At 60.0% G+C, this 12774-nt stretch carries 16 protein-coding genes and 1 pseudogene; 13 read left to right on the forward strand and 4 right to left on the reverse strand.

Features of this window, described 5'->3' with window-relative positions:
• Positions 1-329 (reverse strand): annotated as a pseudogene (locus GLP43_RS14925) (L,D-transpeptidase); the annotation flags it as partial.
• A gap of 294 nt (positions 330-623) precedes the next feature.
• On the opposite strand from GLP43_RS14925, the gene GLP43_RS14930 reads away from it, so the two are divergent.
• Complete coding sequence (locus GLP43_RS14930) at positions 624-1649, forward strand: IS30 family transposase (protein WP_237279981.1); 1026 nt, start codon at positions 624-626, stop codon at positions 1647-1649.
• Positions 1650-1733: 84 nt separating this feature from the next.
• Positions 1734-2489, forward strand: a complete 756-nt coding sequence (locus tag GLP43_RS14935) for a hypothetical protein (protein WP_237279982.1) — start codon at positions 1734-1736, stop codon at positions 2487-2489.
• Between the two features lie 120 nt (positions 2490-2609).
• On the opposite strand, the gene GLP43_RS14940 is transcribed toward GLP43_RS14935, so the two are convergent.
• The 3 genes from GLP43_RS14940 to GLP43_RS14950 form a co-directional block, all read right to left on the reverse strand.
• Entirely contained in the window at positions 2610-2837 is a 228-nt protein-coding gene (locus tag GLP43_RS14940; RefSeq protein WP_237279983.1) for a hypothetical protein, read from the reverse strand.
• 169 nt (positions 2838-3006) lie between these two features.
• On the reverse strand, positions 3007-3264 hold the full coding sequence (locus GLP43_RS14945; protein WP_237279984.1) for a helix-turn-helix domain-containing protein: 258 nt from the start codon (positions 3262-3264) through the stop codon (positions 3007-3009).
• A gap of 124 nt (positions 3265-3388) precedes the next feature.
• The gene (locus tag GLP43_RS14950) at positions 3389-3640 is read right to left on the reverse strand and encodes a hypothetical protein (protein WP_237279985.1); all 252 of its coding nucleotides are present in this window, start codon (positions 3638-3640) and stop codon (positions 3389-3391) included.
• 211 nt (positions 3641-3851) lie between these two features.
• Here GLP43_RS14950 and GLP43_RS14955 point away from each other — a divergent pair, with 211 nt between their 5' ends.
• The 11 genes from GLP43_RS14955 to GLP43_RS15005 all read left to right on the forward strand — a co-directional run bounded on the left by GLP43_RS14955 (position 3852) and on the right by GLP43_RS15005 (position 12773).
• On the forward strand, positions 3852-4220 hold the full coding sequence (locus GLP43_RS14955; RefSeq protein ID WP_237279986.1) for a hypothetical protein: 369 nt from the start codon (positions 3852-3854) through the stop codon (positions 4218-4220).
• A gap of 43 nt (positions 4221-4263) precedes the next feature.
• On the forward strand, positions 4264-4884 hold the full coding sequence (locus tag GLP43_RS14960; protein ID WP_237279987.1) for a lytic transglycosylase domain-containing protein: 621 nt from the start codon (positions 4264-4266) through the stop codon (positions 4882-4884).
• A gap of 107 nt (positions 4885-4991) precedes the next feature.
• Positions 4992-5276, forward strand: coding sequence for a TrbC/VirB2 family protein (locus GLP43_RS14965; RefSeq protein WP_027246639.1), 285 nt, complete (start codon positions 4992-4994; stop codon positions 5274-5276).
• The gene (locus GLP43_RS14970; protein WP_012187324.1) at positions 5269-5547 is read left to right on the forward strand and encodes a type IV secretion system protein VirB3; all 279 of its coding nucleotides are present in this window, start codon (positions 5269-5271) and stop codon (positions 5545-5547) included. The genes GLP43_RS14965 and GLP43_RS14970 overlap by 8 nt, the downstream gene beginning before the upstream one ends.
• On the forward strand, positions 5537-7912 hold the full coding sequence (locus tag GLP43_RS14975) for a type IV secretion system DNA-binding domain-containing protein (RefSeq protein WP_237279988.1): 2376 nt from the start codon (positions 5537-5539) through the stop codon (positions 7910-7912). Before GLP43_RS14970 ends, GLP43_RS14975 begins: the two co-directional genes overlap by 11 nt.
• Positions 7909-8076, forward strand: a complete 168-nt coding sequence (locus GLP43_RS14980; protein WP_024099338.1) for a hypothetical protein — start codon at positions 7909-7911, stop codon at positions 8074-8076. Before GLP43_RS14975 ends, GLP43_RS14980 begins: the two co-directional genes overlap by 4 nt.
• A gap of 55 nt (positions 8077-8131) precedes the next feature.
• Positions 8132-9220 (forward strand): lytic transglycosylase domain-containing protein, encoded by a 1089-nt coding sequence (locus tag GLP43_RS14985; RefSeq protein WP_237280044.1) that lies wholly within the window; start codon positions 8132-8134, stop codon positions 9218-9220.
• Positions 9221-9228: 8 nt separating this feature from the next.
• Positions 9229-10029 (forward strand): type IV secretion system protein, encoded by an 801-nt coding sequence (locus GLP43_RS14990; protein WP_443069482.1) that lies wholly within the window; start codon positions 9229-9231, stop codon positions 10027-10029.
• Positions 10030-10046: 17 nt separating this feature from the next.
• Positions 10047-10700, forward strand: coding sequence for a virB8 family protein (locus tag GLP43_RS14995; RefSeq protein WP_237279990.1), 654 nt, complete (start codon positions 10047-10049; stop codon positions 10698-10700).
• A 1-nt stretch (position 10701) separates the two neighbouring features.
• Entirely contained in the window at positions 10702-11397 is a 696-nt protein-coding gene (locus tag GLP43_RS15000) for a TrbG/VirB9 family P-type conjugative transfer protein (RefSeq protein WP_237279991.1), read from the forward strand.
• The gene (locus tag GLP43_RS15005; RefSeq protein ID WP_237279992.1) at positions 11394-12773 is read left to right on the forward strand and encodes a TrbI/VirB10 family protein; all 1380 of its coding nucleotides are present in this window, start codon (positions 11394-11396) and stop codon (positions 12771-12773) included. Before GLP43_RS15000 ends, GLP43_RS15005 begins: the two co-directional genes overlap by 4 nt.
• The last annotated feature ends 1 nt before the right edge of the window (position 12774 follow it).

Below are 12774 nucleotides of genomic sequence, written 5' to 3' on the forward strand. Positions count from 1 at the left end.
CCTGGTTCGTACAGATCACCACGAGCAATGGCGACGCCATAGCGCATGGCAGTCCCGCCCTCCTCGATGTGATAAAGGTAGCGCGCAACCGCATCGACATGAATGTCACCCGGTGTCAGCCCGTCTTTCGCGGCCACCCGGGTCGGGAGAAACCGCGGATGTAAGCCCCAGGGGTTCGAGGTTGCCGGGTCAAAGCCGGGCGGCGTCACCTGTGCGTCCCAGGCAACCTTCTGCGATTCGGTCGGCCAGGTATTTGCCAGCACCGGGCTGGCAACCGGGGCAGAAAAGAGGGCGGCGGTGGTCATCACGAAATGTCGTCTAGTCAGCATACTATACTCTTCCAGCTTTGTCTGGCGAATGCCGTGACACGAGAAACGGCGTTTAATGTACCATAGAACCTCTACCAACTAGAGCTTCAAGGAGTTTCTTTTGACACAGATTGATTGCTCGGCTTCTACATCTTGTCGCGTGGTCGATGGCGATTATTCGAGCACTTAATGTAAAATACGACTGTAATTTACATAACCCTTATTATGGGTGCAATATACTTAATGTGGCGCGCGCTACTTTGAAGTGCGACTCCTATTAAAAAACAATGAGTTACCTAATAGGAGGAATATCGCATGGGAACCGTTTACACGCAACTGAGCATGCAAGAACGTCGTAGAATTGAAGACTGGTGGCTCGCAAAGGTCCCTGTCGCTGAGATGGCGCGTGTTCTACAGCGTCATAAGTCGACGATCTTTCGCGAGATCAAACGCAATTTCTGGGCGGATGACTCTTTGCCCAAGAAATACGCCGGGTACTTCGGGATGGCCGCACACCAACGCACGCAGCGACGGCGATCTACGCAACGCAAACTGATCCGGCATCCGGAGCTGTGTCAGAGCATCGTGTCCCGGCTGAAGAATGGCTGGACGCCCGAGCAGATCGGTAACCGAATGATCTATGAAGGTGCAAAGCTGCGTGCCTGCCAAGAGACGATCTACCGCTACATCTACTCTAAAGAAGGCATGGCGCAGGAGTTGTGGTGGTACCTGCCTCTGCACCGAAAGAACCGGACGCCGCGCCGTGCGCGCAAGCGTCAGCCGTCAAAGTTTGATCGTGATGTCAGCATCTTGTTCCGGCCTGATGACGTTGCCCACCGCCGTCAGTTCGGCCACTGGGAAGGTGACTTAATGCTGTTCGAACAGAAGCTTGGGCAGACGAATGTGACGTCGCTTGTTGAACGGGTTAGCCGGTTCACTGTGATACTAAAGAATCCAAATAAACGAACCAAGCCGGTGATGGGCAAGATCATGAAAGCCATCAAGGATCTGCCCCTGATCGCTCGCCGGTCGATTACTTTTGACCGTGGCACCGAGTTCGTCAGCTGGCCGCATCTACAAGCCGAGATTGGGACACAAACCTGGTTCTGTGATCCTTCCTCTCCGTGGCAAAAAGGAACAGTCGAGAACACTAATCGACGCGCTCGACGATGGCTGCCCCGTAAGCGGGACATCAGGGCGATGACAGATCATGACATCAAACAAATCTGCGACCAGCTCAACAACACGCCCCGCAAATGCTTAGGATGGAAAACACCTGCGGAGGTCTTCCGCGAAAAAATGATGGAGGAGATGGGCCAACATCCCTACCCTCAAAGGTAATAGGAGTCGCGGTTCAGTTATCGCTCACAGTTGCGTTAGTATATTATTGAAGGTAAGATGGTGTCCGACAAAGGGGCCCCTACCATGCGCTTTCAACTCAAGAGACTGTCGCTATGCCTAACCGCAGCAATCACTTTAGCGGCTGGTTGGCTGCCGAGCATCACAAAGGCTCAAACCTATCCAATCGACTGCGCAATCCTCCTCTGTCTGTCCGGGGGTTGGCCCGCTTCCGTGCCTTGCAGCCGTGCCCGCGCCGAGTTTATTCGTCGCATCACGCCATGGCCTGTGGAACCACCACTGCAGATTTGGCGCTGTCCTATGGGCGCATCTTATGAGACCGAACGGCATCCGAGCAATGTAGGCCGGATCTTCGAAACCTTGTTTCACGCTAAGGACTATTCGCCCCACCAATCGTTTCCAGGCAATGATGTTGCCGTCCAAACAAAATCAACAAATGCCGTTTGGCGCTCTCCAGAAACCGGAACGGGCGGCATTCCAGCAGACTTCGTGCTTCGCCTTGTTCAGGATCGTGCTGATATCGATATCAGCGGTCCGGAGTTCAATTTTGTGCGGTCCATCCGCGTCTTTGACGTTCGCTATGCCCGCCAGCACGAATCCGGGCGAGATGGGGATTGCAACCGAAGTGCGACCGTGGTCCTCGGCACATATGGGACCCAAGGTGACTTCGCGTGGCAAAGGTCTTCCGTCACTGCCCTTCCTTCGGCTCACGTAGGTCTTGAACGCTGGGGCGAGCATTGCCCTGGCATTTATCACCGATCCGTCTTCGTCGATTGGCGTGACTATGAGGGCAACTACGGGTTCGAGCAGGTGAACTACTGACCTGCCGCCACGTAGATTTGTCTCGGAAGACGGCTTCTTTGGCGTGTACGACCGCACCGCATACGCGTCGCGGTCCACATGCTGTTTGGCGTTTCGGCAAACACTGCGGGTTCGCTCTGTTCACCTGTCGTCGCTTCTTCCGATCCTCGTCAGCGCATCGAAGTCGATTTCTTGCTTCTGTTCGTCACTTATATCCGGCCGGGTTTCCGATACCGGCTGGGGCCCTTGGACGTCCCACATCACCGCATGTGAGCCTGTACTCCAGCGATACACCCAACCAACAACACTGCGCCCATCGGTCCCGATCAGATTGGCGATCGCGACGCCCTCACCCATATCTTCGTTCACTGTTTACTGACTTCCTGCACTGCGGCGCTGCGAATTGCGGCGTGGGGTTACAGTGCGTTCACTACGACCGCGCGCCGGGCTTCTTTGATGTTGGCTAACTGGTCCTCGAGGAGGGAATGATCATCAGACCGGGAAAATGGGTTTCCGTGTTCTCAACAATTCATTGGCTTCAAATCCTGTGGTCGGGCTCCGTGGCGGCTTCGACGATCGCCAAAATCTTGAAAGGATCAAATCCAACGGCACGGGACAATGCGATGAGCTCAACAACGTCAATCCGGCGTTCGCCACTTTCGACACGGGCCACGAATGACTGGTGATGTCTGAGTTTGACCGCCAATTCCTCCTGGCTGAGTCCTGCTTTATTCCGAGCGTCGACCAACGCCTGGCAGAGTGCCACCTGCCCATTGCTTCTGATTGTTTTTGCCACGCGTCACATACCTTTTGTGACGTCGCTAGCGGATGAAATCTGTTATCTAAAAAGTGGATATTAGAGGTTGTTATCAGCGTCTGGTTTCCATGGGTTGCAAGTCTGATGCTCCCGAGGTTGCCCATCAATCCCCTACCAATTGCAGAAATCGGCCATAGTCTTTACTGACTTCGCGCGCTTCCTCGAAGGCACGGGCCCGTTCACCGTCGAGGCAACGGAAGTAGCTCTGGATATCCTGGATGTAATCTTCGAAATCGCCACGGATGATGTCCGTATAGTCCCGCGCTGACCGCGAATCGCTTGGCAGGAATGGACGGGGTGGCGCGAGGCAGGATTGCGCCAAAACCGGCCCGGGAACGCAGATCAGAAGAACCATAGCTTGCACTGGAAACAAGCATGTCAACCTTGGGTTTCTCAAACCTGTTATCTCCTTGATCGCGGACACTGGCCGTGACTAGTGTTTGCGTAACTAAACTACAGCTGAAGAATAATAATATAACTTGCAGTTGAAAATATACTATCGTAACTCTGGGCTTCAAGTAGGAATGCCCAGGCGTTGCGTGTTTTTAGAAAGCGTGAGCCGGGCCATGAACTGGGACATCGAAGCACCAAATGTGGTTACGGAAGCCAGGTTCCGCGAGCTCGTGGAAAGCGGCTATAGCGCAGAAATCCTGTGCCAGGAGTCGGCACACAAAAAAGGCCCCAGCTATTACGGGGTCTGGATCATGCGCGTTATCTCTGACGATGGCGTGGAAAAGCTCCTCGTTACCGCCCGCACGCGGACGACCTACAACGATATCAAGATCCGCGAGTTCAAGACGATCTCCGGCGTGGTGTCTTTCTTCATTGGCCTTGGCTTTGCGCATGTCGACCTGCCGCTTGAAGCGGGTACAAGCCGTACGCACAAACGTGCGCCGTCAAACAAAGCCCCATCAGACAAGGGCGCTGGTACCTAACCTCATCTGTCTCTGGCTGGTCACAGCACCCGCCTCAGCGCAAATGGTCCTTGTCATGGAGAGCGATGGCTCTCTGACCAAGTCGCGGTCTCAGAGCGGTTTTGCGCGGAACTGTAATGACGGCGTTGGTCAGGGATCGGCATCCGATGGTTTGGCCATTCTTGGGGAGACCGAAGCAGCTTCCGAATTTGACGCGCTGAGGTTTGCGGCACTCGCCCAGCCAGCAGCCTTGCCCCACGCAGACGTTCTCCCGGCCATCGAAGTCACGGCCCTGCGCTATGCCAGCCATCCCGGTTTACGCCGCGCAGAGCTCTCCGTGAGGGATTGGCTGGCTCTCTACCGGGCCAATATCGAGGTGGAAAGTGCCTACAGACAGGATGCCGTCTCGAGCGCGGGCGCCATTGGCCTGGGCCAATTGATGCCTGCTACTGCCCGAGATCTCGACGTCGATCCGCGTGACCCGCTGCAGAACCTCGACGGATCCGCCCGCTACCTCGCGATGCTGCTGGAGCGCTTCGGCGATCCGCGCCTGGCGCTGGCTGCCTACAACGCCGGACCCGATGTTGTCCGCCAGTACGGCGGCATCCCCCCTTACCGAGAAACCCAGAATCACGTGGCCCGCGTCATGGCTGTCGTGCCCCGATTGGAAGGATCAAATTCATGATGTCCCAACCTTTTTGGAAATCATTCCTCAAAAAACTTATAGGCAATGTCACGAGAGCGCGCAGCGCGGCAGTGCATTGGCGATACCGCTTTTTCCAAACAAGTTGGATTTCAAACCTCTTTGTCGCCTCGCTGGCGCTATTCCTGCTGATTGCCGAACCCGCCCTAGCGCAAAGCATCGACCTCTCCCCGATCCAAAGCTTGTTGCAGGGCATTGTCGATGCGCTGACCGGCCCACTTGGCGTTGTCATCGCGACGCTTGCCGTTCTGGGGGTCTTTCTCAGCTGGTTTTTCAACATCATCGATCTGCGCCAGGCGCTCTGGGTCCTCGTGGGCATCGCTGGTGTTGCCGCCGCCCCCACCATCGTTGCCGCGGTCTTTGCCGGTGGCTGAGCGCGCGCCTCTCTTTCTAGGCCTCGTGCGCCCGCCCAAGCTTCTGGGCCTGCCCATCATGTACGCGATGGTCTGGCTTTTCGGTTCGGTGCTCTTGTTCGTCTGGGTCCAGCACATCGCAGTGCTGGGCGTGGCCGCCCTTCTCTATCCGGTGCTGTGGAAGGCCGCAGATTGGGACCCGCGCTTCATCGACGTGATGATGACGGCGCTGCAGGAAACGCCACCCACGCGCAACAGGTCCATCCATGGCGGGGACAGCTATGCCCCGTGATGAAGCCCGTGATGCTGCGCTCGATCCCCGCACAATGACGCCGGAATGGTATGCGCGCGAGACCCGGCTTGCGCATATGCTGCCCTATGTGAGCCTCGTCGACGACCAGACAGTGCGGACCCGGGTGAACGAACTCTTCCGTTGCATCCGGCTCGAGGGGATCAACAGCTACACGACGGACGATGCCTATCTCGACAAGGTGACAGCGCTTTTTGCCCGCATCGTCGCGCAACTCGGGCCGGAATTCAGCTATTACGTCCACAAGGTCTCCAAGGCCATCAGACCGGATCTGGACCCGATCCGTGAGGACAGCTTCGCAGGCGAGGTCGACCGGCGCTGGCGCGCCAAGCTCGAAACCAGCGGGCTCCGCGACAAAACATTGACGCTCACCGTCATTCACCGCCCGCCCCCAAGAAGCCTCCTGCCGCATCTCGGCCGCAGCGCGCCGGACAGGCTGAAGGAGGAGACCCGCAAGCGCCTGCAGCGCCTCGGCGAGGCCGTGAACGTCTTCCTCTCGGGGCTCACCGAGCTCAAGCCGCGGCTCCTGTCAGCCGCATCGGGGGAGTTGGTAGGGTTTCTGGGCGCGCTCAACACAGGAACCGAACTGCCGCTTTATCCGGCAAACACCTACGGCTTTTTGTCTTTCAACGTCGCCAACACCCGCGTGACGTTTCACGTAGACCATTTCGAGCTTTCCGAAGGCGTCGTGGGGCATCGCTACGGCAAGAGTTTCACCATCGGGGAGTACTCGGAAGGCACCTCCTGCACCATGTTCGACATGCTGAACCTGCCGGTCGACATGATCGTGACGCACTCCTTCACGCCGATCAATTCGAACCTCATGGCGGGCCGGATCAAGCGGCAAAAGCGCCAGATGCAGGCCAGCCAGGACGCGGCCCTCTCGCTCATGGAAGCCCTCGACATCGCCGCCGATGATCTCGAAGCCAAGCGCCAGAGCTTCGGCGAGCACCATATGGTCGTCACACTCTTCTGCGACACGCTCAAAGAGCTACAGGCGCTCAGCGCCGAGATCGTGAATGCCGCCGCGACCGAGGGCGTGAAAATGATCGGCGAGCGGGTTGCGGCCAAGGCGCATTACCTCAGCCAGCATCCCGGCAACCAGCTAAAGCGCGTCCGTGCCAGCGCCGTCACCAATCGCAACTTCGCGGATTTCGCGGCCTTCCACCGAACGCAGCTTGGCAAACCCGCCGCGAAAACCCCCTGGGGCCGGGTCGTCACATATTTGCCCACGCCCGAGCAGAGCGCCTACCGGTTTTCCTATCACGAGCAGGGCAGCCCGGGCAAAGAACCGACAAGCGGCCATACCCTGATCATGGGACGGCCCGGGTCGGGCAAATCGGTGCTTTCGGCCTTTCTGATGACGCAAGCCCGTCGCGCAGGGGCGCGGATCTTCGTCTTCGATTACCGTCTTGGTATGGAGATGGCGGTCCGCGCCAATGGCGGGCGCTACGCGTCCCTGAACGCCGGTCAGCCCACGGGCCTTAACCCGCTCTGGACCGAAACCGATGCGCGCGGCACGGCCTGGCTCTCGGACTGGCTCACCACACTACTCTACCGCGCCGACAAGCCGCTGACCCCGGCGCAGACCAACCGCATCCAGGAAGTCGTGCGCCAGAACGCGCAGGCCACCAATCCGGCCCTGCGGAACTGGCGGGATTTCGCATCGCTCTTCGTGTCCACCGATGATGGCGGCGATCTGCACCAGCGCCTGCTCGAATGGACCGAAGAGGGCCGCTATGGCTGGATCTTCGGGCAGAGCCTTGAGGACACGTTCTCGCTCAAAGGCGATGTGGTAGGCTTTGATCTGACCGGCATTCTCGACAGCGAGGCCGACAAGGAGCGGATGGCGGTCCTCTCCTATCTTTTCCGCAGGGTCGAGCGCGAGATCGAGGACCGCCGCCCCACCATCATCGTGATCGACGAGGCCTGGAAGGCGCTCGACAACGCGTATTTCGCCGAGCGGCTGTCGAACTGGCTGGTGACGGCGCGCAAGCAAAACACGGTTGCCGTGATGATGACGCAATATGCAAGCCAGCTCGAACGCACCCGGACCGGCAAGACCATCGTCGAGGCCGTGCCGACGCAGATCCTTCTGCCCAATATCCGCGCCAATGCAGCGGATTACGCCATGCTGAACCTCTCGGAGAAGGAGCTCGACGTCCTTCTCAACACCGGCAGCAACAGCCGCTTGGCGCTCATCCGTGACGATCAGGGCTCGATCGTCGTCGATGCCGATCTGAGCGCCCTTGGGCCCAATCTCACCATCCTCGGCGGCATGGAGAAAGGCGAGGCGCTCGTCGGCCCCGATTACCGCGACCGCGCTGACTTCTGGAGGCTTTCATGATCCGTATTCTCTTGTCCCTGACAGCACTCGGCCTGCTCGCTTCCTGTGCGCAGTATCGCGAACCGCAGGCAAACTGCTTCACCTTCCTGGCCTCGACAGCCCCTGTCGCGCCTGATTGCACCTTCACGCCTCTAGATGCGCCGGAGGGCGACATTGAAGTCTAGCCTGCCTCATATCCTGGCGTTTTGCCTGCTGCCTGGTCTCGCCTTGTCTCAAGGTGTGCCGACCAATGACAATGGGCTGACCGCGCGTGACATCGTCGAAACCGGGGATCGAGAGACAGACCTTGCCATCCAGGCCGACAAACTTGCAGTGCGCGAACTCATCGCGGAGATCGAGCGCGAACAGCTGGAAACCCTGCAACGCATTCTCGATGCCCAGACCAGCTTCGGCGGTCAGGGACTGCCGGCTATGGTCTCGGGGCTGGAAAGCGGCAGCGGCGATCCCGACCGCGCCGTAGAAGCCGTCTATGGCACGGGCGAGATCGATCCCAATCCCGGCGGTGCGCAGATGTTCGGGGACGCGTCTGAGACCATCGAGCAGCTCATCATCCGCGTGGCTCAGGAGACCAGCGGCTTTGGGGGTGTTGGCCGCGCAGGGCTCTCGTCCGTCCAGTGGCGCGCGTTGCTGCAAGCGCTGATCTGGCAGGAAAGCCGGTTTACGATTGGGGCACGGTCTCCCGTTGGCGCCTATGGCCTCACCCAGATCATGCCTGGCACCGCCAGCGATCTGGGCATCAACCCGGAATACTTTGACAGCCCCTACCTTCAGGTGCATGGCGGCGCGCGCTATCTCGCGACCCAGCTAAACACATTCGATGGCAACATCATCAACGCCCTCGCGGCCTATAACGCCGGACCCGGCCGGGTCTTCGAGTATGGCGGCGTCCCACCCTTCCGCGAGACCCAGCACTACGTGTCGGTCATCCCTGAACGCTATAATCTCTATCTGAGCCGTATCGGCGGGATCGATGCGCTTGGCACGATCGATCCGGCGCTTCTCGCCAATGCCAACCTCTCGCTCACGGGTCATGGGGCGGCCTTTTATGGCAGCAACTCGCCCGCCGCGATCCGCCAAGCCGCCTTGCGCATTTCCGACATCGTCGAACGGATTTCCGAGACCGAGGATGTGCAGGAGAGCGTGGCGCTCAACACCTATGCCCGCGCCGAACTCGTGCGCCTCGTCGCCGCCCGCATCCGGCTGCAGGCGGCCCGCACCCGCTTGCTCTCAGCGGAAGATCTTGCTCAGGCCAGCGCCCGCATGGCCGAGGGTGTCTTCATGGAATTCACAATCAGGGAGATTGACTGATGAGACCAATGTTTCTGAAAACGGCTTTGGCGACTACATTTGGTGTGGGCCTGCATCTCGGCACCATCTCCCCTGCCACAGCACAAGGTGTACCGGTCGTCGACACCCAGAACATAGCACAAAACATCCAGCAGCTCCGGCAGATGATCGAGGACGAGATCCTGCAAAACGAGCAGCTGACGCAGCTCCGCGAACAACTTGCCACACTCACGGATCAACTTGGCGAATTGCAGCGCACCTACGAGGCCCTCACGCGCATTGCCGAGCTTCCGGAAATCATTCGCACCGAGATGGAAGATGAGTTGAACGGTCTGCTCGACCAGGAATTCGGCGACATCCTTGCCACGATTGAGGCGATCAAGACAGGGGACTTCTCCGGCCTGTCCGGCTCCGGCGCCAGCGAGATCGAAACCCAAATGGACCGGGTGCTGGCCGATCTCGGCTTCGATGAAGACACGCTCTCGGAAATGGCCACGAGCGGCAATCCCGGAGCCAACCGCGTGGCGACGCAGGCAACAACCGGCGCGCTCGTCTCAGCCGCCGCCCAAAACAGCTATGAAGATGCCGGCCAGTCGCTCGAGCGGGTAGACCGCCTTGTCGGGCTCATCGACGATATGGACGAACTCAAGGAAAGTATCGACCTCAACACCCGCGTGACAGCAGAGCTCGCCATCGCCCTCGTGGCAATGTGGCAGCTCGAGGCGGTGCAGACAGTTGGCGATGGCACTGGCGGCGTGATTGATGCCGCCACCATTGCCGAAGAGCAGCGCTTCATGGATTTCACCTTGCCGGACCTGCGGGCTGACTGATCGTGGGGGCATGACGGGTGGCGAGTGAACAAGAAATCATCGAGGAAGAACTGGTCTACGGTGCCCTACGCCGAGAACGGCTCTGGCAACGCCTTGGCCTGACGGGCCTTGTCTTCGGCATAGTTGGCTGTCTGAGTGCCGCGGCTGTCTCAATCCTTGATGTCGACCCGCCGCCCGTCGTTGTCCCCTATGATCCCGCCACCGGCTTTGCACTCCCCGAAGCCTCGGTGGGCGCGACCTCGGTAACCGCTAACCAGGCGATCATCGAGGCGGAAGTCTTCCGCTACGTGACTGATCGAGAGCTATATAACCAGCTCGACAACGATCTGCGCATCCGCAGCGTCCTGCGCCGCTCGGACGGGGCCGCCGAGAGCGGGTTGCGCCAGATCTGGAACAGCGCGAACGAGAACTACCCACCAACCGTCTATGGACCGAATGCTCGGCTTGATGTGGAAATCCTCAGCATCAACCGGATCGGACCCAACCGCGCCACCATACGCCTGCGCAAGCGCCTGACCTCGATCAACGGCACCCAGACCGGGCTCTTCACCGCCACGCTTCTCTTCGAGTTCCGCCCCGAGGCCCGCCGCTCGATTGACGAAGTTTGGACCAACCCATTTGGTTTCACCGTGCTCGAATATTCCATCCGCTCCGACAGATTGGAGAATTAGTTTGACCAGTAAGTCCTTTGTTGCAGCCCTACTTGTCTTGCTGCCCTGCCTTGCCTTTGCCGAAGCCATCCCGCGCGGCGGCCCTAATGACAGCCGCGTGCGGCTGGCCACCTACCAGGACGGCCAGGTCTACCGTCTCAGCGTGTCGCTCACCCATGTCACCACCATCGAATTTGGAGAGGGCGAAAGCATCCGCTCGATTATTGCGGGCGACACCGAGGGCTTCGAGATCGATGGCGTGCCCGGCGGCCAGGCCTTCGCGATCAAACCCATCGCGCGCGGCGTCCATACCAATGTGACCGTCTACACGAACAGGCGGAGCTACTATTTCAACGTCCAGGAGGTCCGCAGCCCAACCTTCTACGTGGTGCAGTTCCGCTATCCGGAGGACGATGCGCGCTCGACCCGGGCCATCGCCGCCCAAGCGCCAAACTACAACTACGGTGCCAGCGCGCGGACCGAGTTCACGCCAACGCGTATCTGGGATGACGGGACGTTCACGTATTTCGCCTTTCCAAGAAACGCCCCTGTGCCAGCGATCTTCCGCTACGCGGGCGGTCGCGAGCGCACGGTCAACACGCAAACCCCTGAAGACGGCGTGATCCGTGTCAGCGGCGTAAACCGTCAATGGGCCCTGCGACTTGGCGAAGAGGTGGTCTGCATCGAGGCGATCCCGCCCGGGGAGGCCGCCTCATGAGCGATACCGAGAACACCGAGCTGGAAAAACGCCTCGCCGCCCTCGAGAAAGGCAGTGCCCGCGCCCCCACGGCGGCGCAGCGCCGGTCGCCCCTTCTCGCGCTGATCGTGGTCCTCGTCATCGGCGCGGGTGGTGCCCTGCTTTATCTCCTCTCACAGCCCGACGAAGAGGAAGCCTTGCCGACGGCCACCCCGGACGTCTTTCAAAACGAGGGGGACGGCTTTGGCGCTATCGAGACCTTGCCCCCGCCCGAGCCCGAGGTTGTGTTTGTCGGACCGGATCCAGTCGAGCCCAACGCGGAGCTTCTGGCGCAGATCACCGCGCTGCAGGCTCAGATCGAGGAATTGCGCAACGTCCCCGAACCGGTCGTCGAGGAAGACACCGCCGCCGCAGAGGCTATTGACGCGCTAACCGCTCAGATCGCGGCGCTGCAAGCCGCCTCGGAAGCCGCACAGCAACGATTTCAGGACGAACTGACGGCGCGGGATCGCAGCCTTGAGCAACTCCGCATGGATCTGGAACTGGCCCAACTCGAGGCCAGCCGACCGCAACCCGCGCCAGTGGGCCCCACGGAAGATGAGCTGCGCGCACGCGAGCAAGAGCGACTGCGCCGGGAGGAAGAAGCCAGGCGCATGGCCGAGCTGGAGCGCCGCGCCGCGGAGGAACGCGCCTTCCAGGAGCGGCGCATCACCTCGCCCACCATCGCGTTTGGCGGTGCCTCCGGAGCGAATGAAACGGCTCTGACTGAACGCACTTTTGGCGACGTGACGGATTTCGTGCTGAACGGGGCGCTGCCCTCTACCGTGACGCAGGCCGAGGTGATCGCCAATCCCTCCAACACGATTCTACAGGGCACCATGATCCAGGCCGTCATGGAAACTGCCCTTGACAGCTCCCTGCCCGGCCAGACACGTGCCGTGGTGTCCGAGGATGTCTACAGCGTCGATGGCGTGCGCCTCTTGATCCCCCGCGGATCGCGTCTCATCGGGCGCTACCGCGCTGGCGTCGATATCGCGCAGCGCCGCGTCACGATCGCCTGGGACCGGATCATCCTGCCCGACAACCAGACCGTCCAGATCAGCTCCTTCGGAGGTGATGAACTGGGCCGTTCTGGCGTCACCGGCCTCATAGACACGCGCTTTGCCGAGCGTTTCGGGTCGGCCGCCCTGATCTCGCTGATTTCCGCCGCACCAAGTGCCGCCGCATCCGAGGTCCAGGATGAGACTGCCGCCGACGTTCTCGAAGACGTGGGCGATGATCTGGCAGATGCGACGGACAGCGTCATCGGCGACTATCTATCAATCGGCCCCGTCATCTATGTCGACCAGGGCGCCCGCGTCACGGTCATGGTCGACCGCGATCTGGAGATATTCTGAG

The organism is Sulfitobacter sp. M39 (assembly GCF_021735935.1).
GTDB lineage: Bacteria > Pseudomonadota > Alphaproteobacteria > Rhodobacterales > Rhodobacteraceae > Sulfitobacter.